The following is a 24519-nucleotide window of genomic DNA, read 5'->3' on the forward strand; positions in this document are numbered from 1 at the left end:
CTAAGGATGTCGACGAGACCGGCGTGCGCAAGTTCGATTGCGCTGACATTGCCCGAGTGGGACTTGCCAAGAACGACGTTTGGCGCGCCCATGACGTTCTTCATCCCATGATCGTGAGCGCGCTGGGCCGCTTCGAGCGTGGTCGGAAACTCGCAGATACCCACGCCGTACGTGTGCGACTGGTCGACATCCTCGACAGTGGTATCGTCATGGCTCGCCAGGGGCAGGCCATGAAGGGCAGCCTCTGCAAGGATTGCATCGCGGCTACGGGGGGTATGGGTCTGCTGGTTGTTCCGGCAGACTTCGAGATGCGCTGCAAACTCTTCATCATTCCAGACCCGCGCATGCTTTTTGCGGTAGTATTCGCGGTAGATGTCCAGGTTGCGCCATTGGCGCTGGCCGGGCGTGTGATCCATGAGGCTGATGAGGCGGACGGTTGGGTCTGCCAGCCTGCCTCTCGCAAACTCGAGGACACCGGGATCGGCAAGCTCGCAGCGCAAGTGAAGGTAGTGCTCAGCCTTCAGCAAGCCGGCGTCGCGCGCCGCTTTCAGACTGCTGATCGCTCCGTCAAGCATGGCTGCACGGGCACCATCGCCATCGTAGTCGCCGAGCGCGAGTGAATCGACAACCGTGGTGATACCGGCGCCGAGGAGTTCCCAGTCGTGCGTCAGAACCGATCCGATCGGGAACGGCCAGGTCACGCGAGGGCGCGGACGGAAGTGGCGCTCGATATTGTCGGTGTGAAGGTCGATCAGCCCCGGCAGCAAGAAGTCGCCTTCCAGGTCTTCGCCCGGGACTGCGAGTGTCGCCTCTGGTTCGACGGCAGCGATTTGCGCGCCGTCAAGGCGGATGCTGCCCGTGACGACGCGGTCGGCCAGAACCAGTTGGGCGTTTGTGAGCAGATCAGCCATTCAAGGGGCCTTTCGAGACCTTAGAGCCCGATTCAAAAGTTTCTCAATGGTTTGAGAATGTTGCGATCCTGCGGGTGAGCATGCGGATGCTGGCCACGGTGGCCCATGCGGTGGAGCTTTCGATGGATCGCTCCCAGTCTTTGGCCAGACGGCGGCACCGGCCCAGCCATGCGAATGTGCGTTCGACCACCCATCGGCGCGGCAAGATCTCGAAGCCTTTGGCGGTATCCGATCGCTTGATGATTTCGAGCGTCCACCTGCCGTGGCCCTTGAGCGCGTCCTTGAGTTTGCTGCCTGCATAGCCGCCATCGGCGAAGACGTGCCGCAGCCAGGGGAACCGGAAGCGGACGGCTTTGAGGACATCGGGCGCGCCATCGCGATCCTGGATGTCGGCGGCATGGACGAGGATGAAGATCAAAAATCCGCAGGTGTCGGTGAGGATGTGCCGCTTGCGGCCCTTGATCTTCTTGCCCGCATCGTAGCCGGAAACGCCGCCGCTTTCCGTCGTTTTGACCGACTGGCTGTCGATCACGCCCGCCGTCGGGCTCGCCTCCCGGCCAACCTGCTGGCGCGCTGTCATCGCCAGAAGATGGTTGATTGTCGTGAGCAGGCCACTGTCCCGCCAGCCGTAGAAATAACCGCGCACTGTCGAGATCGGTGGAAAGCATTTGGGCAACATGCGCCATGCACAACCGCTCGACGCTATGTACAAGATCGCGTCCATCACCGCGCGCAGGCGCGTTGTCCGCGGCCGCCCACCACTGCGAGCCGGTGGCAACAAAGGCTCGATCAGCGCCCATTCCCCGTCGCGTAAATCGCTTGGGTAGCCCGGCCCATTGCGCATATGCTGCCGCCGGGCGGTATCAGTCCAGGCCATGTGCTTCTCCATTCGTCTCGACAACGACGGTGAATCACATCCTGCTGATATCGCTCAACTACTTTCCGCTCGGGCTCTTAGGGAGACAACTTGCATTCAGCGTCTCTGCGAATGCAAACGAAAGCGTGATTGAACCTAGATGTCTAGACATCATTAACCCCATGGGTTTGCGTTGCCTTAGCGCTTGTGGCGGCATCGGGATCGATCAGGTCACCGTAATGGGCCCGCGCAACATCGGGATGCGAACGGATACGCGACTTCAGGTGGTTCTCACCGACGCTGCGGAACAGCGGGTTGGCCGGGTCAGAGCTCACGCCGCGGGCGACCGCCTTGAGTTCGGGCGGGAGGTCGATGAGAGGGATATGTCCTTCGTGGCTGGCACCAAGAAAGAACGGGATGGAGTACCGAACGATTCCGGAAGGCGGTGTCACCGCTGCATGGACGTCTGCGCGCACGAAACCATCCGTTGCAAGCTCGAGCAATTCCCCGGTGTTCACGACAAAGGTGCCCGGGATCGGTGGTGCTTCGACCCAGCTGCCATCCTGGCGCTGGACACGGAGACCCTCGGTGCTGTCCTGGAGCAGGATCGTCACGAGACCGCCGTCCTTGTGCGCCCCGACGCCCTGTTCAGAGCGGGCCACATCACGGCCGGGATAGCGAACGATCTTCAGGTGCTGACGCGGAGCCGATTTGTAGAGCGGCTCGAAAGCACCTTCCGGTTGCCCGAGAGCAAGTGCGATGGCTTTCAGCAAATCGATCGCGACGCGGGTCACTTCGGCCTGGTACGTCGTGATGATCGGCTTCAGGCTGGGCATTGCCGAGGGCCACTGGTTAGGGCCAATCGTCCGCTTCCATGCGGGCGTGTCCGGACCAATCTCGGCGAAGTCCTCCTCGCGGTCGAAATCGACCTGCTCGCGCCAATCCTGTCGGCCGCCGGTCAGTTCACCGCCGATACGGGTGTAGCCGCGGAATTGGGCCGATTTGACGATGTCGATTTCGAGCTTGGCCTCGCGCGGCAAGGCAAAGAACATCCTCGATGCCGTCAGGGCCTGCGAGATGAGGTCGGGCCTGACGCCGTGACCACGAAGATAGAAAAAGCCATGATCGAAAAGGATCTCGCGCAATTCGCCGACCAGCTGCTGACGGTCCTCCTGGCTGCCATACAGGAGTGACAGATCAAGGAAGGGCAACTGGCTCGTCGACACAGCTTCCGCCGACGTGAACTCGTTGGTGCGCTGGAGCACCGGATCGGGGAGTTGGGTGACAGTCACTGGGCGTTGTCCGTGATGCGGGTCTCGCGCGGCGCCATACGAACGACCTGCTGCTCCACGGGGAGGTCTGGATCGTACATGTACTTCGGGCTGGCATCGAGAAAGTCGTGGGTGTGAACGATGACGGCTCCGCCTTGCAGGAATGCGATGGCATAGGCCGGCGGCTCCATGCTGCAGGGGATGCCGCGCTCGATGGTGAAGTCGAGCCAGAGTTGGTGGTTGAGGCCGCGCAGGGTAGTGAAGGGAATGCCGCGCCAGCTCCCTGCGATCGGCCGGTGCACGTGGCCGAAGAAGATGTGCCGGATATCGTGTCCTTCAAGCACCTTTGCAAAGGCGTCCGGATCCTCGAGCATGATCTCGTCGACCGCGCGCAGGTTCACGGGCAGCGGATGGTGATGCATGAACAGGTAGCATGGACGACCCGCTGCCTCTTCAAGCCGCGCCTTCAGCCATGCCTGTCGCTTTGCGCAATAGGCGCCTGCGTGCCCGGTCGCCTTCTTGGTGTCGAGGAACAGGAGGCGCCCGGCGTCGGTGTCGATGAAAGACTGAACGAAACCATCTGCGTCGGTTGGCTCTTCGGGAAACACCTGGAGAAACTCGTCACGGGCGTCGTGATTGCCGATAACCAGGCGGACGGGCACCGGCAGCGCTTCTAGCGCTTCTCGCAGGCGGATGTATGCGCCGTGCTCGCCATGATGGGCCAGGTCGCCGGTAATGACACACAAGTCGGCATCAGCGTGGTTGGCAGCGATATCGGCGATGCAGGCCTCAAGCCGCACGCCGGGATCGTTTTCGAACAGACTTCGCCCTTTGGGAACAAGGTGCAAATCCGTAATCTGGATGATTTTCATCTTACGGGTCTCGCTCAGCGCCACAGGCGGCGCGAGGCGATCTCGGCGCCCTGAACCATCGCTTCGAGCTTACGCCAGCCAATTGCCGGATCGACGGTATGGAAGGAGGCGAAGCTTGCAAACCCGCAGTCTGTACCGGCGATCACGCGTTCGCGGCCCACCAGATTGGCGTATTGCTCGATACGCTGCGCCACCACTTCCGGGTGCTCGATATAGTTCGTGCAGGTGTCGATGACGCCAGGCACGATCACCTTGTCCTCGGGAAGCGGCGTCTCCTTGAACAGGCTCCATTCGTGGGAATGGCGCGGGTTGGCCGCTTCGAGCAGGATCGCCATCGGCTTGGCGGTCACGATCAGGTCGAAGATTTCGTGCAGGTCGATGTCGTGGTGGTGGGGCGATTCGTAGTTACCCCAGCACAAGTGCAGACGCAGACGGTCGGCCGGAATGTCGCGCAGGGCGTGGTTGAGCACTTCGACGTGAAGTGCGACTTCCTTACGGAAGTCCGCGACTTCCATCGGCTGCGCGCGGAAATGCCGGCCAAGCGCGAGTTCGGGACAGTCGATCTGAAGGAGAAGGCCGGAGGCGACGATGGCGTCGTACTCCCGCTTCATCGTGTCTGCGAGCGCGTAGAGGTATTCCTCCTGCGTCGCGTAAAACTTATTGGGCATGTAATGCGCCATGATGCCTGGCGAAGAGGCATTCATGAACGCGTCCTCAACCGCGACGCCTTCAAGCGCGGCCTTCAGGTTGTTGATGTCGGACGCGACATGCTCATCGCCATGATAGGAGAGCGGGCCGACGCAGGCCGGGGTCTTGATTTCCATCACGATCTTGCTGGCGAACTCGGGGAATTCGGTGAGCTCGGACAGGGCCAGCGGGTGATCGACGCCGGTGAGGCCGGTCATGCGGTCACGCGCATAAGTTGCATAGGCGTATTTGCTCATCTCGCCGTCGTCGACGATGGAGATGCCAAGATCGGCCTGCCGCTTCACCACGTCGCGAACCGCAGTCGTGATTTCATCGGGCATCGCGTCAAGCGATGCGGCGTCGAGTTCGCCGCGTTCGCGTGCCAGCAGCTTGGCTTCCAGGCTTGCCGGACGCGGCAAGCTGCCAACATGGGTGGTGAGAATGCGATCGGTGCTGATCTTCATGTCATACTCCTGAGCATTTTGCAGACCTGTTCCTGAGCAACCCGGCAGGTCTTCGCGCTTGTGCGCTCACTGTGAACGTTTTGATCGACCAGCGCCCATTGCGAGATCATGCTTAGCAAATCTGGGCGGCAATCGGGTTAAGAGGTCGGATCGACAAGCGCCGATCCGACCGTGATTATTGAACTTAGAACCGCTTCGATGCCGACATGCCGATCGTGCGGGGCCGGAAGGTGGTGTCAGTGAAGAGATCCGATCCCACCAGGTCCTGGTAGCGGCCAAGTGCCGGATGGGCGTTCAGCGCGTTGGTCATGAAGAGCGCGATATCGACGTTCTGCCAGTTCACGCCTGCACGCAGGTTGAGCTGGTTAGTCGCCGGGTTTGCCGGGATGTCGGGCTTGTAGAGCACCGGCGATGCCGGGTTCTGCGAGTTGAACGGTCCCGGATTACGGCTGTGGAAGACATCTTCTGCACGCAGATAGCCATCGATGTCGCCGGGCAGGACGAAGGTATATTCCGCGGTGGCGCGCAGGTCCCAGGGCGAATTGACCCAGGGCGGTGAGCCGATGACATCGCCCTTGGTGTTCAGGATGACGCCGTACTGCTCGATCGTCTCCTTCATGCGGGTGCCCGTGTAGCTGGCGGACACGCCCAGCTTGAACGCGTCGGTCACCTTGGCATTGAGGGTGAGATTGAAGCCGTTGACCTCAGCCTTGCCGGCGTTGGTCGTGTAGGTGTAGCCGCAGGTCGGGATATAGACACCCTGCTGGATGTCGTTCCAGTCGATATGGAAGGCGTTGGCGTCCACGCCCAGACGGCCGCCGAACAGCTTGCCCTTCAGACCGGCTTCGTAGCTCCAGACCGAATCCGCCTTGAAGGAGGCCGGCTGCGAGGGAACCGGGCAGCCAACGCCGCCCTCTTCGGTCTGCAGCGGGATCGGGATGTTGGTGCCGCCGACGCGGTAGCCCTTGCCGGCCGATGCATAGAGCATGAGGTTCGGGCTGGCATGATAGGTCACGCCCACCTTGGGGGTGAATGGCTTCTCGTGGTTCTTGCCGCTCGAAACCGGGAACAGGCCGCCGGTCCAGTAGCCGCTCTGCTCCTGGTAGAAGCTCGATTTGGTGCTCGCGATACGAGCGCCTGCCGTCAGCGTCAGGCCCTTGACCACTTCCCAATCGACCTGACCGAAACCTGCGATCTGCTTGTCGTAGGAGTAGAGGCTGCCGGTGAACTCGGACACGTAGGGATCCATGCCGAGGTAGGCTGAATAATACGGGTCGATCGAAACGTGGGTGTCGTGCTGGGTGCTGTCGGAGTAGAATGCACCAACGGTCCACTTTAGCGCAGCATCCGGGTTCGAGGAGGAAAGACGCACTTCCTGCGTGAACTGGTGCAGCGAGGTGGTGACATCCTTCCAGGCCGCGTCGGTTTGGCGCGCGGGATAGGCGAGGCCCATCGGGTTGCCATAACCGACAGTTACCGCGCCATAGAAGCTGGTGATGTCAGCGAGCACGCTGCCCTTGCGGTCGAGGTACGAGCTGACCGAGGTCAACGTAACACCGCCTAAATCGGCTTCGAGCTTCAGCGAGGGAAGCACGAACTGATCTTGGTTAGGCTGACGCAGAAGACGCCCGTTCTTGAACTTGCCTTCGCTCGGATCGGAAAGGTACTCGTAGTACGAAGCGCTGTCGTTCGTATTGACCTTCTGGAAGTAGATCGACGGCGTGATCTTCAGCCACTCCGTCGGTGCTGCTGTCACTGCAGCGCGAAGCGCATAGGAGTCGGAGAAATTCGAGTTCGCCTGCACGGTCTTCAGGTTGAACGGATCGACCCGGTCGATGTAACCGCCGTCGTGGCGATACCAACCGCTGACCCGGAACCCGAGCTTGTCATTGACAATGGGCCCGCCGAGCGCGGCGCCGGCTTCGTAGCTTGGGCTGCCGCCCTGCGTGAACGAGAGCTCGGTACGCGCCATACCCGTGTAATGATCGAGACCGGGCTCAGGGCTGATGAAGCGCAGCGCACCGCCTTCTGCGCCTGCGCCAAACAGCGTGCCCTGGGGGCCGCGGTCGACTTCGACGTGATCCACATCGAACATCAGGGGCAGAGGATTGCCGAAGCCCGAAATCCACGTGGCACGCGCCTGGATCGGGGTATCGTCGATATAGATACCGGTCGTGGAGTGACCGACGGACGAGTTGATGCCCCGGATGGCGATGTTGGTCAGCGCACCGCCGCCATAGTATCCGGCCGACTTGTCGAACTGGACGCCCGGCGTCATCTGGGCGAGGTCGGACACGCTGCGGATGGCTGATTTTTCCAGCGCTTCGGGATTGTAGGCCTCGACGCTGATAGGCACCTTCGAGATCTCTTCACGGCGCTTGGTTGCCGTCACGACGATATCGGAGCCATCGCTGTCAGCGGCGGCTTCGTCTGCGATGGCTGGCTGAGCGCAAATGCCAAGAGCCACGATGCAGGCCGCGCCAAGGAGGCTGGCGCGACGGGCGCCGAAAACTCGTTCGGATGAATAGTGCGACTTATTTGTGGTGGAGTCGTAGCGCTCCAGCAATTCGGTTGCGGAAACAGTCATTTGAACCCTCGTGAAATCCATGTTTGAACCGATTGGTCCGCGCAGCTGACCGTGCCCCCGGCCCGCCCCGGCCTGCGCGCCGGGACATCCCTGAAACATTCGAATGTCCCGCTAGTGTTGGATTATGATAGTTTCACGACATGGGGAAAAATTCATCCGAATGATTTGACGATCGCAGGTCAGACGTTCGCAAAAGTCCGCAGATTTCCGCGAGTTTTACCAGCCAACCTTCGACGGCTCTGTTGCAAAAATCGTGAAGCTTGAGCATGCTTGGCGGAGATTGGACGGACGGAACGATGACGGATTTCAAGTGGCGCCATTTCCAGGGTGATGTGATCCTGTGGGCGGTGCGCTGGTATTGTCGCTATCCGATCAGCTATCGCGACCTTGAGGAAATGCTGGCGGAACGCGGCATTTCGGTCGACCATACGACGATCTATCGCTGGGTCCAGTGCTACGCCCCGGAGATGGAGAAGCGGCTGCGCTGGTTCTGGCGGCGTGGCTTTGATCCGAGCTGGCGCCTGGATGAAACCTACGTCAAGGTGCGGGGCAAGTGGACCTACCTGTACCGGGCAGTCGACAAGCGGGGCGACACGATCGATTTCTACCTGTCGCCGACCCGCAGCGCCAAGGCAGCGAAGCGGTTCCTGGGCAAGGCCCTGCGAGGCCTGAAGCACTGGGAAAAGCCTGCCACGCTCAATACCGACAAAGCGCCGAGCTATGGTGCAGCGATCACCGAATTGAAGCGCGAAGGAAAGCTGGACCGGGAGACGGCCCACCGGCAGGTGAAGTATCTCAATAACGTGATCGAGGCCGATCACGGAAAGCTCAAGATACTGATCAAGCCGGTGCGCGGTTTCAAATCGATCCCCACGGCCTATGCCACGATCAAGGGATTCGAAGTCATGCGAGCCCTGCGCAAAGGACAGGCTCGCCCCTGGTGCCTGCAGCCCGGCATCAGGGGCGAGGTGCGCCTTGTGGAGAGAGCTTTTGGCATTGGGCCCTCGGCGCTGACGGAGGCCATGGGCATGCTCAACCACCATTTCGCAGCAGCCGCCTGATCGGCGCAGAGCGACAGCCTACCTCTGACTGCCGCCAATCTTTGCAACAGAGCCGTTCCTGGTTCTCACCACCCGCGGCGAGATGGTGCTCGAGGCCGATTACTACAGCGAAAAGCGCCTGTCGTTCGAGACCGATGAGAATGGCAAGGTGACAGCGACGGCCGAAGAGCCGGTGTCAGGTTCCACCAAGCGCGGTAACGCTGCACCTTCAAGGCCCGAGGCAGTTGCGCCGGGCACGGAGAAGCCGATCAGCGCCCGCCTGTTCGACGAGCTTTCCGTGCAGCGCCGCAATATCCTGTCGGCATCGATGCTCACCGATGCGGGGCTCGCGCTCGACTTCGCCATCTTCGCGCTGGCTGACAGCCGCAGCTATGAAGGCCGGGGAACCTCGATCAGGGGCGGACGACCCAGCGATCCGGCGACCGGAGAACTTTCGCAGTCCACAGCCGAAGGGATTCTCGCCGAGGCCGAGGGCGCGCTCGACACGGCATGGCAGGAACATGGCTGTGCAGCCCAGCGCTTCATTGCCTTCCGCGAACTTGCCGACGAAGCCAAGGCGGCGTGGCTCGCCTATGCGGTGGCCATCTCGCTCGAAGCCAAGAAGGGCTATGGTTCGGAATACCATCCGATCCATGCTGTCATCGGCAGTATGCTCGACATCGATGTTGCAGCGATGTGGCGCCCGACAGCCGAGAATTTCTTCGACCGGGTGAGCAAGACCTCGTGTCTTGCGGCACTGACCGAAGTCGGCGGCAGCGATCTTGCAGCGCGCTATGCCGCATCGAAGAAGGCTGACCTCGCCAAGACCTGTGAGACGATCTTCGCCGGTAAGGCCATCGTTGAACAGGACGTCAAGGAAGCAGCGCTGGCCTGGCTCCCCGAAGGCATGAAGTTCACGATTGGTGCCAATCCCGCTGATCCGGTCATCCCGGACACCGACGAAAACGACCCTGTCGCCGACGTCTGCGATGGCGATGACGGTGGAGCCGACAGCGAGGCCGACGAGCTGATCGGTGACCACGAACCTCAACACGCCTGTGAAGAAGCGGCGGTAGCCGCCTGAGGCGGTCAATCGCCCCTCCTGATGACCTGGCCCGGCCACTCGCCTGAGTGAGCCGGGCCTCTTTTTTGTTGAGGAGCAGGCCAATGCGCCAACGACCCAAGCGCGACGTCGCGCAGGAAATCACCAATCTGATCATCGCTACAATTGAGGCTGGAACACTGCCCTGGCGCCGACCCTGGAAGAAGACCGGGATGGGCGGAGCGCCGCTGCGCGCAGCAGGCGTCCCCTACACAGGGATCAACCGCCTCTATCTTTGGGCGGTCGCTGACCACTATGGTTATGGCTCACGCTACTGGATGACCTGGCGGCAAGCCATCGAGCTTGGCGGACAGGTCCGCAAGGGCGAGACCGCCGAACCGAGCATCTACTTCAACAGCACGAAGAAGACAGCGATCGACCATGCGACGGGCGAGGAATCGTCAAAAACAATCCGCTTCATGCGTGCCTACAGCGTGTTCAACGCCTCTCAGATCGATGGCCTGCCGCCGCATTTCTATCCGAGCCCCGTGCCCGAAGCGCCGCCGACGCCTTCGCAGAAGGCCGCTGCGATCGAGCGCTTCTTCTCACCCGTTCCGGCTGACATACGCCTCGGCGGAGACCGCGCGTTCTACTCGCCGGGCGCTGATTATATTCAGCTTCCGCACCCCAATGTCTTCAACACCGAAGACGGCTTCGTGGCCACGAAAGCGCATGAACTCGGACATTGGTCGGGCCATGCCTCGCGGCTCGCCCGCGAGTTTGGCAAGCGTTTCGGCGACAAGGCATACGCTTTCGAGGAGCTGGTGGCCGAGCAGGTGAGTGCCCGAGTCTGCTATGAATTGGGTCTGCCGGCAGACCTTCACGAAAGCCATGCCAGCTACGTCTCGCACTGGCTGGAGATCCTCAAGGCCGACAAAACGGCCATCATCACCGCAGCCGCGAAGGCCGATCAGGCGTTCAACCATCTTGCGGCCTATTCGGGCTACCAGAGCGAACCTGTGCAGGAAGAGAGGGAGGAAGCCGATGAAACGGCGCCAGTTCCGGCTTGTGCTTGAGCCGGCACCGGAGGAGGTCGTTCGCCTCACCCAGCTTCACCGTTATGCGGGCGATGTCGCAGGCCAGGGGAGGGCGCCCATCGGTGGTGTGCTGGCTGAGTATATCGCAAGCCTGTTCCCCCAGAGGGATCCACGCCAGGTGCTGGACGGTCTTCTCGGCAAGGGGGACGCCGGTTGGTCGCTTGGCACAGCTCCGGGTCAAGGCCGATCGCTCATCATCCAGACAACCGAGGCGGGCGTAGCGGTCTCGGCAATAGCGAGGATCCTCGAACAGATTGCGCCAGGGGCGCTCCTGCGACCGATGATCTACGAGCCGTTGCCGCTGGAGAACCCGAGCGAGCACCGCGGCAGCCTGCATTGAGGGAAGGGGGATGGGGCCATTGCATCTTGCAATGGAAAGGAAGCCTCATGTCCTGCGACATCGATTACCGTTACCGCCGCGCACTCCAGCCTGATGGACTGACAACCTTCGAAAATGCGCTGCGAGCATTGAACGAGGCCGTGGATGATGTTCGCCTTGCAGGCCGGCAGGCCGCAACCTGTCCGGCAGTGCTGCTGCTGACGCGCCACCTTCAACGCATTGCTGACGGAAGGCCGACCGAATGTGAGGCAGACGACCAGGCTCTGCGGTCCCAATGCATTGAACGCCTTGCCGAGCTCAAACACAGGCCTGCGATCATTGCGCTGGTCAAACGCGGGATCGACTATCGTCCCGAAGAACTGCGCCACTACCGGCGCGAGGGCACGCGGGCGCTGCGCCAGATCGCAGCAGGGATCGGGCTCGAGCACGCCGATTATCGCATCAGCTATTACACCTCGCAGGAACAGCTCGCGGGCGAGCATGTGCTGGAAGCCGACGGGATCTACGTCCGGATCAGCCCGGAAAGGTTCGGCGAGCCGGGTCTGGCCTGGCGCAACCCGTTCTGGAAACCGCCTGGCGCGGTGATGCGCAAAGCGCCGATCACCGCCCTTGCAGACATTCCCGCACTCACGGCGCGGATCGCGCGCGAATTGAAGATTGCTCCCCCGGTTCAGCCGGGGCTTATCTGAAGGAGAACGCACATGGGCTGGCTTTACATGCACCGTGCAGGAATGGGCGGCTTCGACACTCCCAAGGCCTATCTCGACAATCAGCTCACATGGGAGCGCGAGAATGAAGAAACCGGCACCTTCGAAGGATGCCGGGTCATCAGAAGCGTGTCCACAACCGGGGCCTATTACGCGGCTGTCCAGCGCTATGGACCGAACAACCAGACCCACGCCATCTCCGCGGTGATCTGTCTGGTGCGCTGGAACCCCAAGGCCGCAGACGGCTTCCTGTTCGGCTACAAGGACTGTGCGCCGTTGCGGCGCTGAAATGGAGTATCAGTGATGATGAGGTAAGTTGAGAATGCCTCTGCTCGCCGGACTAACCTCGGGCCTCACAAGGTCTGAAATCCCGAAAGGGACGGGGAACAATAGCATGTTCGGAAAAGGCCAGATGCGTCTTAGTCGCAAATGGAGGCGATGACGGTCAGGGCAAGGTGCGTATGGTGAAGGCTACACTGCTTAAATCCCAGTCTGCAGCAATCTATATAGCGATACTGGCGAAAGCGACTGTCACGCCAGGTCCGGATGATGACAGCGGTCTCATGTCTTGGCCGCCTGTTTCTCAGCCCATCCGGTGCGCCTCTCGTCGAGGGGTTTAGTGGACGAACGGGACACCTAACCGCGCCGCATCTCCATTCAGCGTAACTACGGGATGCCCTAAACAGGCGGCTTCTGCCGGCCTGCATGGGTACGGAGCCGCCATATTACTCAAATGCCCGGGGTAATGCCCGGGACATCGACCTCTTCGGAGGCGGCGGTGCAACTGTATAAGGTCTCGAGCGATCGGGCCGAAAGCGGGGAAGACCGGGGGAAGGGCGGCAGCTGTGATTCTTCAACCACCGATCATGGGGTGTGCTGATGCTGCCAGAAACTGTGAAAGGCCGGTTGGAGGCCATTCCGGCGCTCGTTGCGTCGGGCAAAAGGGTGAATGGACTCTATCGTCTGATGGGGTCTCGCCTCCTTTGGGAGGAGGGGCTCCAGAAGATCGGATCCAACAAGGGTGCGATGACGCCGGGTATTGACGGCGAGACCTTCGCGGACTTCGGACCGGAAGACCTCGACCCGATTATCGCCAGCGTGACGGCAGGGACCTATGATCCCAAACCAGTGCGTCGGGTGTTTATCCCGAAAGGCAAGGGCAAACGGCGTCCGCTGGGTATTCCCACGCGCGACGACCGCCTCGTTCAGGAAGTGGCGCGGCAACTGCTCGAACGGATCTATGAACCGGTGTTCTCGAACGCCTCCCATGGATTCCGGCCGGGCCGGTCGTGTCATACGGCGCTTGAACACGTCAAAGCCGTATGGACGGGGGTGAAATGGCTCGTAGATGTGGATGTCGCGGGGTTCTTCGAGAACATCGACCACGACATCCTCCTGCGGCTGCTGCGGAAAAGGATCGATGACGAGAAATTCATCGGCTTGATCGGCAGCATGCTTAAGGCGGGTGTTATGGAAGACCGGGTTCACACCCGGACCTACAGCGGCACTCCGCAGGGCGGTATCGTCTCTCCAATCTTGGCCAACATCTACCTCCATGAACTCGATATGTTCATGGCGGAACGGATCGCGGCTTTCGAGAGGGGGAAGGTCCGTGCCACGAACCCGGAATATGGGCGACTGGCTGGGCGCATCCAGAAACAACGGAAGCGCGTCACCATGCTGCGGGCCAAAGACAATGTCGACGAGGTGAAGGTTGCGGCCTCCTTGGCCAAAATCCAAACCTTACTGCCGCAAAAGCGGTCCATCCCGTCGAGAGACGCGATGGACCCCGGTTATCGCCGACTTCGTTACTGTCGCTACGCGGACGACTTCATGATTGGGGTTATCGGTAGCAAGGAGGATGCACGAAGCGTGTTCGCCGAAGTCAGGGCATTCCTGACCGAGGCGCTGGCGCTCACGGTGTCCGAGGAGAAAAGCGGTATCCGCAAGGCGAGCGATGGAGCCGCCTTCCTTGGATATGAGGTCCGCACATATACGACACGCCAACGGGTTGTCCGGAGCCGACAAGGTTCCGTCAGCTTCCTTCGTAGGCCGCCGTCGGAAGTGATGCAGCTGCATGTCCCTTGGGAGAAGGTCCACGCGTTCGCTTCTGCAAAAGGTTATGGTGATCTGTCGGTGTTGAAGCCGCGTCATCGTAGCCTGCTGCTCAGCTGCAGCGACGTTGAGATCGTCCTAGCTTACAACGCCGAATTGCGGGGTTTTGCGAACTACTATGCTCTCGCCAAGGATGTGAGCTTCAAGCTGAACAGGCTTGAGTTTCTCCAGCGGTGGAGCTTGTTCAAGACCTTGGCCAGCAAGCACAAAACCAATGTGCGAGCGGTCGTGGCCCGCATGAGGACGGGGCAGGAATTCACCATCGGCTACGACGTCGATGGCCAGCCCCGATCGGTCAAAGTCTGGAAACTGGCTCATCTGAAACGTGATCCGGCCACCTCGTCCAGGATTGATATCCAGCCTTGGACGCAGGTGTTCACCCACTCACGTACGGACTGGGTTGATCGTCAGAATGCCAAGCAATGCGAGGCTTGCGGTCGATCCGATGTTCCGTGTCAGGTGCACCATATCCGGGGGATGGCCGATGTTTCGCACCGCGGTTTTGTCGTGAGAATGAAGGTGGCACGCGCCCGCAGGACGGTGGTCCTGTGCGAGCAATGCCACTGGGATACTCACAGAGGCCGCCTGCCCGATCTACGGCAAAGTGATGGTTCGTCACAGTGGAGAGCCGCATGCGGTGAAAGCTGCACGTGCGGTTCGGCGGGGGGATCAGGGCTGACTCCATGAGCAGCACCAATCCTACCCGACTGGATGAAAATTCAGGGCCGGTCGAGGCCGGGTGTCCCAGAAGTATCCTCGAGGAGTTGGGGCCAACCAGTCACCCTTATGCCCTTGACTGGCGGAACCGGTGCTACCGCCAGCTCCGGCTCAAGGAACGCAAGATCGCCGATGGCGATATGATCCGGCTGCCTGAACCCATGAAGTTCACCGACGGCAGCGAACACGCTGAATTCAGGGTGACAAAGCGCGGCGCGAAAATTGAACTCAGCACGCCCGATGGCCGAGGCCGGTTTCGCATCAGCAGATTGATGGAGCGCCGATTTGAAGTCGTGCCCCCAAAGCGCGCGGTTCGCACATTCTTCCCGGCAACGCCGTAACGCTCGGGAGGTGATCATGCTGCCTCAGAGCCTGGACCCCAGAAGGGCGATCCTGTGCGGGCGCGCCAATGCCGAGCGTGTCGCCATTCGGATGACCGCAAATTCCGGGCAGAGCCATGCCGTGGTGAGGACGGACAGCAAGCTCCAGCCCTTCTGCGTTCTGCCTGCAGAAGAGGGCCTTGCCGGTGCAATCGAATTGCAGGTCGTGGTTCTGTAAGAGCGGGTAACCTCTTCGGCAAAACCGGAACACCTGCTGGGTCTGACACCCAAACCTTGATTACCGCAAGATTTGACGCTATATCGCGTCAGATTTCATGGGAAAGTGCAATGGCGATTCAAAACTACGCTGACAACGGCGCGTTTGCTCCGCGCAAGATCGTCGACGCGCTGCGGACGACCAGCGACGAACTCGCACGCTCGCTGGGCCTCGGCAAGGATGCGATCCAGCGCAAGGACCGGATCGCCTCTGATCGCACCCAGCGCCGCCTTCGCCAGATGGTCGAGGTGCTCAACAAGGTCGAGCCGCGCTTCGGTTCTGCGCTGCTGGCCTACGCCTGGTACCGCTCGGAACCACTGCCCGGCTTCTCGGGCCAGACTGCCATGCAGCTGGTGCAGAGCAACCGGGCCGATGACGTGCTGACCTATATCGACGCGGTCGACGCCGGCGTCCACGCTTAGTCCAATGCACTTTACCGGGCTGCTCTACCGCGCCCACAATCCGGTCTGGTCCCGTGAACCCCTCTCAGGGGAGGGGGCCGCCCGATTTGGCGGACGATTCAATCGCATGGGGCGCATCGCGCTCTATACTTCCCTCGCCCCTGAGACCGCGCTGCGCGAGGCCAATCAGGTTGGCACCCTCCAGCCCACCACGCTGGTCGCCTATCAGGCCGACATCGGGCCGCTGCTCGATGGCCGGGACACGGCTGCATTGCATCCCTTCGGCATCACACCGGCTGAGCTCGCCGACCCGTCATGGCGTGATCGGATGCTCTCCGGCAAACCGGTCCCGACGCAGGACCTGGCGGAGGCCGCGATCGCGCAAGGCTATGCTGGCATCGTTGTCCCGAGCTACGCCCGCGGTGCCCCCGCGGACGCGCTCAATCTTGTTCTGTGGGACTGGGACGGGCGCATCACGCTTGTTGATGACGACGACCGACTTGGCCTTCGCAATAACTGATGGCCTCTTATTCGTCGATCATCCCTCCGAGGCCGGGATCGAGATACCACGATGGGCCTTCGGTAAAGTGGGCATTGCGGGCAGGAACAGGGCCATCAGGCTCTGACGAGACGTAAGGGTTGAGCATCGGTGCCGGGTGCTGGCCCGAGCGCAGAATGTAACCCGACATCTGGCACCGCGGCCCGAGGAGCTCAAAGAGCCATTCGAGATCGTCGAGCATCTGGACCACTCCGCGCCCTGCCAGCGCATAGTAGAGGCAGCGCTGATAGTCATCGCAATGGCAGGACAGGATCTGCGTTAGCCGAGCCTTGGCATTGGGCAGGCCCTGAAACACGCCCTGCAAGGTCTCATAGAGCTCGCGCGCTGAGTAATAGGCATCGAACGGCTCCACTCCGATCGAGGCATTGGCGAGCATACGCTTGGTTGGACGGCAATTGGGATCCAGTGCCGCGTCGCGCAGCGTGACATCGAGGTCGAACTTGCCGATATCAAAGACCTTGTTCATTATTCATGGGCTCCTGCAGATTGTGAACATATCATGAACAAACAACAGGGTCAAGGCGTCACCATGCATGTGGCTGGTAGGTAAGGACACCACAGGAAAGACCGGCAGGGTCGCCATCAGCGACGAGCTGAAGGCTGCGCTGGTGCGCTGGTATACTGGCCGGGGCAGCGAGGCCGACCACCGCGCATCGGTCTCACTGGTCTCCACCGCGCGCGAGAACCACAAGTGGATCGCCTGCGATTGCCTTGGGGCAGAGCGTCCGCCGCCGCTGATGAGCGCGGCCTATCTCAGTTTTCAGGAAACCTACTATCTCAGGCGCCTTACCTCGCGGCCAGGCCACGATTCAGGCTGCCCGTTTCATCTGCCGCAGGCGCCACCGCGCATCCGCGAGACCGCAAAGGACTCGCTTTACGCTATCGGCCTTCCCAAGGGCCTGTTCAGCGCGCACCAGAAGGCACCGGAGAAGCTCGCACAGAGGCCAGAGGACATCGAGCCTGACGACCGCTCACGCGGCGTCGCGATCCCGCGCCTGGGCAAGCTACTCTGGCTGCTGCTCGAGCGGGCAGGTGCAAACGTCCTGCGCGAATTGCCGCCCAGTGGCCGACGCGAAGGCTCGATCAGCGCAGAAATGCGGCACCTCAAGCGCGCAGCCGAGGGCCTCGAGATCGCCCCGGGCATTCGGCTGTCGGATCACCTCTACACCAACGCCATCGATTACGAGAAGCGGCGTGTCCATGCCCGGTTACGCTCTGCCGCCGAGACCTGGCCGCTCGAGTTTGCGCCGCAGGCCTTTCTGCTTCTCGAAGCGAGCGAGGTGACGTCGAGCGAGGTCGTGACGGGGCTCGGCACCGTCGAAATCCGCAACCGCATCCAGCATACCGGGATCATCCGCGCCGAGGTCGAGCCACCGTTTCTGGTGCTTGCTGTCGTCGGCGAGCACAGCCGGCGCGAAGGATACCTTGCGCTGCGGGCCTATGCCCAGCCTGTGTTCAGCGGAAACCAGTTCGTGCCCGCCGAGCGCGACCACGATCGCGATGTGCTGCGCGCGCTCCAACAGGCCCAGTATGAACTGCGCCGCCTCGGTGTCAGGATGGCAGTCAAGAAGGTCCTCTTTGACATCACGCTGGATGCTGGCTCGGCGAGGCCGGATTTCTTGGTGGCGCTGCTCGATGAGCATAGCGGGGTTGAATGCAAGTTCGCGCTCCAGATCCTGCAGTCGGATGATGCTGACTATCTTGAGCTACGCAGCATCGAGCGCGAGCGTCTCTGTCAGGCCGGGCTTGTCGTATCCCTGCCGGTGAGCAGCGTGTCGCCTGAGGCAATTATCAGCGAAGCCCGCCGCATTCTCGAGTGAAGGGGAGGGGGAGGATTTGAGCGAACCTGAAGAAGGAGAGTTCGCTCATGCCATGCTTTGCTCCGTCGCCGCGCCCATCGACATCGATCTGGGGTGCTGTCCAGCAGGCCGATCAACTGGCACCCGGCATATGGTCCGTTATGACCGCCAGCCACGGCGGCATCATTCTGTCCGAACAGAGGCAGGCCGCCATGCCGCCGGCGCTAACGATCGAGGGCGGGTCCTACGAGGAAGACTGCGACTGGTCGCTCCCGATCCTGGCCTTCACCAGCGAGCTTGAAGGGCAGGGATCCTGTTCCGCAGGCTTCCTTCAGCTTGCCCGCGATACTGCCCGATGCTGGCACCCGGATCGCTTCAGCGCCTTTACCGGCGAGGCCGTAGAGGAGAAGCTTTGCGCGATCCTGCGAGCGCGCAAGGCCTACATCGCCGCGATCGGCGAATTCTGCGTCACCAGCGCCTGGGGCGATTGGGCCGAATGGGTGCCGGAAGGCAAGGTCGGCGTGATTGCCCGGCAAGTCGAACGCGTCGATCACCTTGGCCGGCCAACCTATGGCGAGGCCGAAGTCTGCGCGCTGATCGCCAAGGACCTCTACGCCGCGCGCGGCGAGGTCACGGCGCTGCGCGATACGGCGCACGAAGTGATCCCGATGCCTGAGGCCCTGCGGCCCAAACGAGTGGGCTGATGAGCTCGCCGAAGGTCGCCCGGCTCTGGCCAGGCATCAATCCGCCGATCTGAAGGGAAGGGGGAGGGGAAGGGCGAACCAGTGCGATGAAGGACCCCTTGCCATGAACCCGACAGTTATCCGGCCCAGCGTCAGCCCGAAGACGATCACCAAAGTCACGCGCCTTTTCAACGGTACCATCGGCGATATTCTGGGGGAGCTCCTCCAGAACAGTCGCCGCGCGGGCGCTTCCCGGATTGATATCACCTGCTGCGCAGATCAGGACGGAGCGCGACTGACCCTTGTCGATGATGGAAGCGGCGTCGCCGATCCCCAGACCATGATTGCGCTGGGGGATTCGGGCTGGAACCAGCACATCCATGAAGCCGAAGACCCGGCAGGCATGGGTGTCTTCAGCCTGGCGGGCAAGGAAACCCGGATCAGCTCGCGTCATACCGATGTCGACATCGGATGGTCGGTCCATGTTCCAGCGGATGGCTGGACCGGTGCGCAGGACATTGCCGTGCAGCCCCTTGCTCGCCCCATCGGGACGACAATCAGCTTCCTGATGCCCGGCGTGAGCGAGCAGACCACCGAGCGGATTCTGCGCGAGGTCGCGAAGTTCTACCCGCTGCCGGTGTTCTTCAATGGCACGGAAATGCCACGCGAGGACTTTCTCGCCAAAGCAATCTACATCGCCGAGTGGAACGGCAGCCAGATCGGCGTGTTCGAAGGGCGCGAATACCACCAGGACCCCACCACGAATTTCCATGGGATGGTGCTCACCCGCAAGCTTGCCAGCGTCTCGGAGAGCCTTGGCGGCAAAACATACCATGCCCGGCTCGATATCGGGGCCACCCCGGGCCTTGCCCTTGTGCTCCCGGCGCGCAAGGAATTCGTCGAGAATGCCGCCTTTGCGGCGCTTCAGGCGGCCTGCAGGCGCACGATCTATGCCGCGCTGACGCACAGAGGCCAGCACCGGCTTTCCTTCGAGAACTGGAAGGAAGCGCGCGATCTTGGGGTTGCCCTACCGGAGGCCGACCCCTGCCTGCCCCGCTGGCATGCTGCCATTGCGGAGAGCGACAACGTCAATGTCGAGTATGAGGAAATCGCAGCAGGTGCGGACACGATCCTTGTCGCGGATCTTGAGCCCGATATTGCCCAGGGACTGGAGCGCGCGCTGCGCGACCACCCCTTGCGCCCGCACCTCGTCGAGAACCATCCCGCATACGCTGGCTATGGCTGGTATGACGCGCTGCATCAGCTCGGCAACGTGCGCTTCTATGTTGAAGCGGGGGAGCAGGGCCACGTTATCGCCGAGAACGGCAGCTTCGCTCCGATCGAGGACCATGTGCGTGCCGAGACGATCGAACTGCGGTTCTGTGTCTTCCACCGCTCCAGCGAAACGCAGCGCGAGGAACGGATCTCGGCAGATGTCGCCTTCGTCGTCGGCGAGGATGGCTGGTACAGCGGCATCGACCAGATCCGCATTGCCTATGTTCCGGGTCCGGCGCTGACTCCTGAAACGCTGGTCGATCTGATCGAGAACGTCTGTTTCTGCGCGAACGACGACAGCGAGGCCGACTCCTGGGACACCCAGCACGAGCACTTCTTGCGCGATGCGCGCGAGCTCGCGGCCCGGGTGCTGCTCGGCGAGGACGAGGCCATTGCGGCGCGTATCCGCGACACGCTTGCCGGCATCCTCTGGGTCATTCCCAAGGACCGGCAGGTTGCCATTACCGTTGCTGCCGGGACCGCGATCGATGTTCAGCTTTCCGCTTTTCAACCTGCGGACTGAGTCCCGCGAGGCCGTCCGGTTGTCCGCTCGTCGTCTCTTGGATCAGGAGGAGGCCTCCAATGCATGACACATCTGACCTCACTTGCGCGCGGCAACGCACCGAGCGCATTGCGCTGCTCAATGATGCCGCGCGCCAGGGCCGTGACCGAACGGCCCGCATCGTCATGACCTCCGGGTTGCTTGCAGAATTCGGCGGCGACACCGTGGCACAAAGCATGATGGTTCAGGCTCGGTTGATGGCCGCTCTGCGCCATTGCACCTTCGCCCCGGATTCGCCCGAGCGAGACTTTGCAAGCATGGATGTCGATGGCATCAAGGTGCTGATGAAAGTCGATTTGTATGATCCGGGCCTTGTCAAGATCGCATTGAACGGTTCCTTCTGTTGACGGGTTGGGAGCCCCCACACGCAATGCTCAAGGATTGGCTTCATTCGTTCCGAGGTCAGCTGATGCACTATCCGTGCATAGACTTGTATCCGGTCGCGGCCGTGCCCGCGCACCATAATCCGTATTCACATCCCCGGATCGAGCAAAGGCGGATGCGGACCAAACTACTACTGGGCGTTTTCAGGCGCCATCAACTTTCCCGGTCACACATCACACCAATCCGCGTCGCCTTATCGAGCCTGTTGCAACATAAGCATCAGGCGGCGCGGAGCTCGGCACCTTGAGGGACCAGACCGGTCTCCACAAAGCGCCAAAGCGCGATTAACAATTTTCGGGCGAGCGCAACGATCCCCACCTTTGCCGCGCGAGCGCCGTTGCCTTTGAACCGGTTGCGATACCAAACGGTCAGTTCGCTACTTGGCTGATATTTCAACCAACACCAGGCAAGTTCCACCATCTGCACACGTGTGCTTCGGTTACCGGCTTTGCTGATGCCCTGATCACGCGACACGTCGCCGCTGGCGAAGGGCGCCGGAGCTAACCCAAGGAAGGCCGCGACGTGTCGTCGGCTTTCGAACTTTCGGCAAAAAACCTCTGCAACCAACATTGCCGCGCTGTTCGGACCAATGCCCTTCAGCTGCTCAAGGCGAACCGCTTTCTCTCGGCATGGGAAGGTAGACTTGTATGATCCGGGCCTTGTCAAGATCGCATTGAACGGTTCCTTCTGTTGACGGGTTGGGAGCCCCCACACGCAATGCTCAAGGATTGGCTTCATTCGTTCCGAGGTCAGCTGATGCACTATCCGTGCATAGACTTGTATCCGGTCGCGGCCGTGCCCGCGCACCATAATCCGTATTCACATCCCCGGATCGAGCAAAGGCGGATGCGGACCAAACTACTACTGGGCGTTTTCAGGCGCCATCAACTTTCCCGGTCACACATCACACCAATCCGCGTCGCCTTATCGAGCCTGTTGCAACATAAGCATCAGGCGGCGCGGAGCTCGGCACCTTGAGGGACCAGACCGGTCTCCACAAAGCGCCAAAGCGCGATTAACAATTTTCGGGCGAGCGCAACGATCCCCACCTTTGCCGCGCGAGCGCCGTTGCCTTTGAACCGGTTGCGATACCAAACGGTCAGTTCGCTACTTGGCTGATATTTCAACCAACACCAGGCAAGTTCCACCATCTGCACACGTGTGCTTCGGTTACCGGCTTTGCTGATGCCCTGATCACGCGACACGTCGCCGCTGGCGAAGGGCGCCGGAGCTAACCCAAGGAAGGCCGCGACGTGTCGTCGGCTTTCGAACTTTCGGCAAAAAACCTCTGCAACCAACATTGCCGCGCTGTTCGGACCAATGCCCTTCAGCTGCTCAAGGCGAACCGCTTTCTCTCGGCATGGGAAGGTAGACTCCTCATGGAGCACAACTTCAGCGCGGTTCCGCTCGATGTCCTTGATCTGATCGTTGAGCAACGCGAGCCGTTCGAAACAGCGCTCAATTTGTCGACGAAGGTTTGGTGGCAAAGGCCGCCCATCGCCGGTGCGCGTGTCGTCGAGCTGTTTTGACCAGTCACCACCCTTGATGGCCTTGACAGTTCGTATGCCCTGTAATGCAAGTAGCCCCCTGATCCGAGAGATAATTCGGGTGCGCTCGTGCACGAGATCGCCGCGCTCCCGCATTACTCTGCGTGCGTCCTCTTCTTCGGGGGAGGGCACGTCCACGACCCGGCACACGCTTTTGTCGCCAGCGAGATAGGCTTTGAGGATCCCGATCATGGCTTCGGCGTCGATGCGGTCGGTTTTTGCGCGCCTGCCTCGCCGCGACACGAGGAAGCTGGCGGGATCCAGCACATATGTATCGATGTCGTTCGACCGCAGTAGCCTTGCGAGCCAGAAGCCATCATATCCAATCTCGAAGCACAGGCGAATGGCGGCAGGTTCACCGATACGATCAGCGGCCTTGCACTCAAGATTGCGAAGGTGACTGATCAGTTCCGCGCTGTTCCCGGCAGGAATTGTCCGTAGCGAAGGCTTCGCCGCTCCTGGCGAGAGCGAAGCAACAAGCCAGTTGCGCTTGCTGAGCTCAACGCTGACAATGACAGAAGTCTTGGGGCAGTAATCTGACGACGAGTTCTCCATGTAGCGTTCTCCGTGAGGTTTGACGGAACAACGGCATAGCCGATCCGGCCTGCATAGGATCTATTACGACACCGAACTGGCATTTGGGTCCGAGGATCCGGCCAATCCAGCGATGACACGGCGCGTCATCACGCTGATGCGGCCAGCGGACTACTGATGAGTTCAGGGGCTGACATGTCAGTGCGCCGCGGGGCATCGGCCCAGTTAAGGGTGGGGAGGTAACGAGCGCATGAGCAGGCACAAAGTACCGCTTCGTGACGGGATTGCTGCTGCCAGTGCCTATGTCGGATGGGACCGACCGCTTCAGACCTATTTCGCGCAGGTTCTGAGCGCTCCTGACGAAGACGGGGAGGAAATCGAACTCGTATGGGTCGGAACCGCTTTCGGCGAGCTGCCCCGAGCGGTTGACGCAATCCGCGCGCTCGAGCCCTATTGCCATATCGAGGCAAGTCTTGCCGCACAGCTCGAGATCGACAGGATGGCCTGCCTCGCCACGCGCGATGGACCCAATCAGCTCGAAGCCAAGGCGTTTATGGCGCGCCTCAACCAGATCAAGGACGGGTCCGAGCCCGAACCTTAGGTCGGTACAGACCGCGCCTGGCTCGAAGCAGGGCCGGTTCAGCCCCAATCCACCTATCGAGACTCCTCAGCCCTCTGGGCTGGACAGGATGACGCGCGCCTGCGGTGGCTGGCGCACGGGCCGGGCCAGAGGCCCGGAGGAGAGGGGGGATGGGAGAAGGTGTTCCGAACAAGGGGTTCGGACGGCATCAGGAGAACTTCGACATGAACATCGGCACCCTCAAGGCCAACGCAGAAGGCGTTCACATCGGCCGCATCACCACCCTGACCTTCAGCGCGACGGTTGCGCTGCGGGCCTTCGAATCCACCAACGAGCGGGCACCCAAGTTCGACCTCATGGCGCTCTCGGCGGACCGCCGCAGCTGGGTCAAGATCGGCGCGCTCTGGGAATACTCGTCGAACGAGACCGGCGAGTGCTTCCTCTCGGGCCAGATCGACGATCCCAGCCTCTCGGCGCCGATCCCGGTCGCCATGTTCCAGCAGAACGATGGCAGCTACAACGTCGCCTGGCGCCGCTCGAAGCCCAAGGCCTCGCTCGACGGCTTCGGCAGCGAGAGTGAAGGCGCCCTGCCGCCGCTGACTGCCACCGGCGACGAACCGGCCAGCGACCGCAGCGTTGACAGCGCTGCTGCCACCGGCGACGGTCTGGGCGACAGCACTGCTCCGGCACCCAAGGGCAAGACGCGCGCGAGCGTCGACGCCTGACCGGGACAAGCCCCCGGTGACCGGTGCCGCGACCCGCGCCGGTCACATCGGGAAGGCCCGTCCGCGCATTCGTCGCGGGCGGGCCTTTTCTTTTGCCCGGTGCTTGCAAGCCGAGCCGACCTGCAGCGGAAACTCTGCCTGCGAGAGAGAAGGGGAGGTGCCGTTCA

27 protein-coding genes are annotated in these 24519 nt (G+C 61.5%); 18 read left to right on the forward strand and 9 right to left on the reverse strand.

What is annotated here, in order from left to right; all coding sequences use genetic code 11:
* From ACM61V_RS00005 to ACM61V_RS00030, 6 genes are all read right to left on the reverse strand, one after another.
* On the reverse strand, positions 1–911 hold a 911-nt coding region (locus ACM61V_RS00005; RefSeq protein WP_419713682.1), incomplete at its 3' end, for an alpha-D-ribose 1-methylphosphonate 5-triphosphate diphosphatase.
* A gap of 43 nt (positions 912–954) precedes the next feature.
* Positions 955–1788, reverse strand: a complete 834-nt coding sequence (locus tag ACM61V_RS00010; RefSeq protein WP_198356566.1) for an IS5 family transposase — start codon at positions 1786–1788, stop codon at positions 955–957.
* A gap of 143 nt (positions 1789–1931) precedes the next feature.
* Positions 1932–3032 carry an isopenicillin N synthase family dioxygenase gene (locus ACM61V_RS00015; protein WP_419713683.1) on the reverse strand — a complete coding sequence of 367 codons (1101 nt, stop codon included), beginning with the start codon at positions 3030–3032 and terminating at the stop codon, positions 1932–1934.
* Positions 3033–3055: 23 nt separating this feature from the next.
* Positions 3056–3910 carry a phosphodiesterase gene (locus tag ACM61V_RS00020; RefSeq protein ID WP_124811530.1) on the reverse strand — a complete coding sequence of 285 codons (855 nt, stop codon included), beginning with the start codon at positions 3908–3910 and terminating at the stop codon, positions 3056–3058.
* A 14-nt stretch (positions 3911–3924) separates the two neighbouring features.
* Positions 3925–5061 carry a cobalamin-independent methionine synthase II family protein gene (locus tag ACM61V_RS00025; RefSeq protein WP_419713684.1) on the reverse strand — a complete coding sequence of 379 codons (1137 nt, stop codon included), beginning with the start codon at positions 5059–5061 and terminating at the stop codon, positions 3925–3927.
* A gap of 184 nt (positions 5062–5245) precedes the next feature.
* Positions 5246–7648 (reverse strand): TonB-dependent receptor, encoded by a 2403-nt coding sequence (locus ACM61V_RS00030; RefSeq protein ID WP_419713685.1) that lies wholly within the window; start codon positions 7646–7648, stop codon positions 5246–5248.
* Positions 7649–7944: 296 nt separating this feature from the next.
* Here ACM61V_RS00030 and ACM61V_RS00035 point away from each other — a divergent pair, with 296 nt between their 5' ends.
* The 11 genes from ACM61V_RS00035 (at position 7945) to ACM61V_RS00085 (ending at position 16224) form a co-directional block, all read left to right on the forward strand.
* Entirely contained in the window at positions 7945–8709 is a 765-nt protein-coding gene (locus ACM61V_RS00035; protein WP_001389365.1) for an IS6-like element IS6100 family transposase, read from the forward strand.
* An 82-nt stretch (positions 8710–8791) separates the two neighbouring features.
* Positions 8792–9772 carry a hypothetical protein gene (locus tag ACM61V_RS00040; protein WP_419713686.1) on the forward strand — a complete coding sequence of 327 codons (981 nt, stop codon included), beginning with the start codon at positions 8792–8794 and terminating at the stop codon, positions 9770–9772.
* 83 nt (positions 9773–9855) lie between these two features.
* Positions 9856–10806 carry an ArdC family protein gene (locus ACM61V_RS00045; protein WP_419713687.1) on the forward strand — a complete coding sequence of 317 codons (951 nt, stop codon included), beginning with the start codon at positions 9856–9858 and terminating at the stop codon, positions 10804–10806.
* Positions 10775–11167: a hypothetical protein gene (locus ACM61V_RS00050; RefSeq protein ID WP_419713688.1), complete on the forward strand. Its 393-nt coding sequence runs from the start codon at positions 10775–10777 to the stop codon at positions 11165–11167. Before ACM61V_RS00045 ends, ACM61V_RS00050 begins: the two co-directional genes overlap by 32 nt.
* Before the next feature lie 47 nt (positions 11168–11214).
* Entirely contained in the window at positions 11215–11856 is a 642-nt protein-coding gene (locus tag ACM61V_RS00055) for a hypothetical protein (RefSeq protein WP_419713689.1), read from the forward strand.
* A gap of 12 nt (positions 11857–11868) precedes the next feature.
* A complete protein-coding gene (locus ACM61V_RS00060) occupies positions 11869–12162 on the forward strand; it encodes a hypothetical protein (protein ID WP_419713690.1) in 294 nt (97 codons plus the stop codon).
* Between the two features lie 591 nt (positions 12163–12753).
* Positions 12754–14676 (forward strand): reverse transcriptase domain-containing protein, encoded by a 1923-nt coding sequence (locus tag ACM61V_RS00065; protein WP_024018999.1) that lies wholly within the window; start codon positions 12754–12756, stop codon positions 14674–14676.
* Positions 14673–15047 carry a DUF6927 domain-containing protein gene (locus ACM61V_RS00070; RefSeq protein ID WP_419713691.1) on the forward strand — a complete coding sequence of 125 codons (375 nt, stop codon included), beginning with the start codon at positions 14673–14675 and terminating at the stop codon, positions 15045–15047. Before ACM61V_RS00065 ends, ACM61V_RS00070 begins: the two co-directional genes overlap by 4 nt.
* A gap of 16 nt (positions 15048–15063) precedes the next feature.
* Positions 15064–15264 (forward strand): hypothetical protein, encoded by a 201-nt coding sequence (locus ACM61V_RS00075; protein WP_058456862.1) that lies wholly within the window; start codon positions 15064–15066, stop codon positions 15262–15264.
* 110 nt (positions 15265–15374) lie between these two features.
* The gene (locus ACM61V_RS00080; RefSeq protein WP_054590611.1) at positions 15375–15725 is read left to right on the forward strand and encodes an antitoxin Xre/MbcA/ParS toxin-binding domain-containing protein; all 351 of its coding nucleotides are present in this window, start codon (positions 15375–15377) and stop codon (positions 15723–15725) included.
* A 4-nt stretch (positions 15726–15729) separates the two neighbouring features.
* The gene (locus ACM61V_RS00085; RefSeq protein WP_419713692.1) at positions 15730–16224 is read left to right on the forward strand and encodes an RES family NAD+ phosphorylase; all 495 of its coding nucleotides are present in this window, start codon (positions 15730–15732) and stop codon (positions 16222–16224) included.
* Between the two features lie 7 nt (positions 16225–16231).
* Here ACM61V_RS00085 and ACM61V_RS00090 read toward each other — a convergent pair whose 3' ends face one another.
* A complete protein-coding gene (locus ACM61V_RS00090) occupies positions 16232–16729 on the reverse strand; it encodes a hypothetical protein (RefSeq protein ID WP_419713693.1) in 498 nt (165 codons plus the stop codon).
* A gap of 67 nt (positions 16730–16796) precedes the next feature.
* On the opposite strand from ACM61V_RS00090, the gene ACM61V_RS00095 reads away from it, so the two are divergent.
* The 4 genes from ACM61V_RS00095 (at position 16797) to ACM61V_RS00110 (ending at position 20929) form a co-directional block, all read left to right on the forward strand.
* Positions 16797–18083, forward strand: coding sequence for a hypothetical protein (locus ACM61V_RS00095; protein WP_419713694.1), 1287 nt, complete (start codon positions 16797–16799; stop codon positions 18081–18083).
* 47 nt (positions 18084–18130) lie between these two features.
* Positions 18131–18766, forward strand: a complete 636-nt coding sequence (locus ACM61V_RS00100; protein ID WP_419713695.1) for a DUF7007 domain-containing protein — start codon at positions 18131–18133, stop codon at positions 18764–18766.
* A 103-nt stretch (positions 18767–18869) separates the two neighbouring features.
* Positions 18870–20543, forward strand: coding sequence for an ATP-binding protein (locus tag ACM61V_RS00105; RefSeq protein ID WP_419713696.1), 1674 nt, complete (start codon positions 18870–18872; stop codon positions 20541–20543).
* Positions 20544–20602: 59 nt separating this feature from the next.
* Complete coding sequence (locus ACM61V_RS00110) at positions 20603–20929, forward strand: hypothetical protein (RefSeq protein WP_419713697.1); 327 nt, start codon at positions 20603–20605, stop codon at positions 20927–20929.
* Positions 20930–21185: 256 nt separating this feature from the next.
* On the opposite strand, the gene ACM61V_RS00115 is transcribed toward ACM61V_RS00110, so the two are convergent.
* Positions 21186–21728 carry a transposase gene (locus tag ACM61V_RS00115; RefSeq protein ID WP_419713698.1) on the reverse strand — a complete coding sequence of 181 codons (543 nt, stop codon included), beginning with the start codon at positions 21726–21728 and terminating at the stop codon, positions 21186–21188.
* 188 nt (positions 21729–21916) lie between these two features.
* On the reverse strand, positions 21917–23068 hold the full coding sequence (locus ACM61V_RS00120) for an IS110 family transposase (RefSeq protein WP_022684655.1): 1152 nt from the start codon (positions 23066–23068) through the stop codon (positions 21917–21919).
* Positions 23069–23087: 19 nt separating this feature from the next.
* Here ACM61V_RS00120 and ACM61V_RS00125 point away from each other — a divergent pair, with 19 nt between their 5' ends.
* The 3 genes from ACM61V_RS00125 (at position 23088) to ACM61V_RS00135 (ending at position 24352) form a co-directional block, all read left to right on the forward strand.
* Positions 23088–23225, forward strand: a complete 138-nt coding sequence (locus tag ACM61V_RS00125; RefSeq protein ID WP_120222518.1) for a DUF3768 domain-containing protein — start codon at positions 23088–23090, stop codon at positions 23223–23225.
* 72 nt (positions 23226–23297) lie between these two features.
* The gene (locus ACM61V_RS00130) at positions 23298–23648 is read left to right on the forward strand and encodes a hypothetical protein (RefSeq protein WP_419713699.1); all 351 of its coding nucleotides are present in this window, start codon (positions 23298–23300) and stop codon (positions 23646–23648) included.
* A 203-nt stretch (positions 23649–23851) separates the two neighbouring features.
* Positions 23852–24352 (forward strand): DUF736 domain-containing protein, encoded by a 501-nt coding sequence (locus ACM61V_RS00135; RefSeq protein ID WP_066044081.1) that lies wholly within the window; start codon positions 23852–23854, stop codon positions 24350–24352.
* Positions 24353–24519 lie beyond the last annotated feature (167 nt).

It is taken from the genome of Sphingomonas sp. TX0543 (assembly GCF_048565505.1).
Classification (GTDB): Bacteria; Pseudomonadota; Alphaproteobacteria; order Sphingomonadales; family Sphingomonadaceae; genus Sphingomonas.

Bases quoted from the DNA above. Each gene is read 5' to 3' on its own strand.
- ACM61V_RS00010 (WP_198356566.1), bottom strand. From the start codon at position 1,788: ATGGCCTGGACTGATACCGCCCGGCGGCAGCATATGCGCAATGGGCCG.
- ACM61V_RS00020 (WP_124811530.1), bottom strand. From the start codon at position 3,910: ATGAAAATCATCCAGATTACGGATTTGCACCTTGTTCCCAAAGGGCGA.
- ACM61V_RS00025 (WP_419713684.1), bottom strand. From the start codon at position 5,061: ATGAAGATCAGCACCGATCGCATTCTCACCACCCATGTTGGCAGCTTG.
- ACM61V_RS00030 (WP_419713685.1), bottom strand. From the start codon at position 7,648: ATGACTGTTTCCGCAACCGAATTGCTGGAGCGCTACGACTCCACCACA.
- ACM61V_RS00035 (WP_001389365.1), top strand. From the start codon at position 7,945: ATGACGGATTTCAAGTGGCGCCATTTCCAGGGTGATGTGATCCTGTGG.
- ACM61V_RS00040 (WP_419713686.1), top strand. From the start codon at position 8,792: ATGGTGCTCGAGGCCGATTACTACAGCGAAAAGCGCCTGTCGTTCGAG.
- ACM61V_RS00045 (WP_419713687.1), top strand. From the start codon at position 9,856: ATGCGCCAACGACCCAAGCGCGACGTCGCGCAGGAAATCACCAATCTG.
- ACM61V_RS00050 (WP_419713688.1), top strand. From the start codon at position 10,775: ATGAAACGGCGCCAGTTCCGGCTTGTGCTTGAGCCGGCACCGGAGGAG.
- ACM61V_RS00055 (WP_419713689.1), top strand. From the start codon at position 11,215: ATGTCCTGCGACATCGATTACCGTTACCGCCGCGCACTCCAGCCTGAT.
- ACM61V_RS00060 (WP_419713690.1), top strand. From the start codon at position 11,869: ATGGGCTGGCTTTACATGCACCGTGCAGGAATGGGCGGCTTCGACACT.
- ACM61V_RS00065 (WP_024018999.1), top strand. From the start codon at position 12,754: ATGCTGCCAGAAACTGTGAAAGGCCGGTTGGAGGCCATTCCGGCGCTC.
- ACM61V_RS00070 (WP_419713691.1), top strand. From the start codon at position 14,673: ATGAGCAGCACCAATCCTACCCGACTGGATGAAAATTCAGGGCCGGTC.
- ACM61V_RS00075 (WP_058456862.1), top strand. From the start codon at position 15,064: ATGCTGCCTCAGAGCCTGGACCCCAGAAGGGCGATCCTGTGCGGGCGC.
- ACM61V_RS00080 (WP_054590611.1), top strand. From the start codon at position 15,375: ATGGCGATTCAAAACTACGCTGACAACGGCGCGTTTGCTCCGCGCAAG.
- ACM61V_RS00085 (WP_419713692.1), top strand. From the start codon at position 15,730: ATGCACTTTACCGGGCTGCTCTACCGCGCCCACAATCCGGTCTGGTCC.
- ACM61V_RS00090 (WP_419713693.1), bottom strand. From the start codon at position 16,729: ATGAACAAGGTCTTTGATATCGGCAAGTTCGACCTCGATGTCACGCTG.
- ACM61V_RS00095 (WP_419713694.1), top strand. From the start codon at position 16,797: ATGTGGCTGGTAGGTAAGGACACCACAGGAAAGACCGGCAGGGTCGCC.
- ACM61V_RS00100 (WP_419713695.1), top strand. From the start codon at position 18,131: ATGCCATGCTTTGCTCCGTCGCCGCGCCCATCGACATCGATCTGGGGT.
- ACM61V_RS00105 (WP_419713696.1), top strand. From the start codon at position 18,870: ATGAACCCGACAGTTATCCGGCCCAGCGTCAGCCCGAAGACGATCACC.
- ACM61V_RS00110 (WP_419713697.1), top strand. From the start codon at position 20,603: ATGCATGACACATCTGACCTCACTTGCGCGCGGCAACGCACCGAGCGC.
- ACM61V_RS00120 (WP_022684655.1), bottom strand. From the start codon at position 23,068: ATGGAGAACTCGTCGTCAGATTACTGCCCCAAGACTTCTGTCATTGTC.
- ACM61V_RS00130 (WP_419713699.1), top strand. From the start codon at position 23,298: ATGAGCAGGCACAAAGTACCGCTTCGTGACGGGATTGCTGCTGCCAGT.
- ACM61V_RS00135 (WP_066044081.1), top strand. From the start codon at position 23,852: ATGAACATCGGCACCCTCAAGGCCAACGCAGAAGGCGTTCACATCGGC.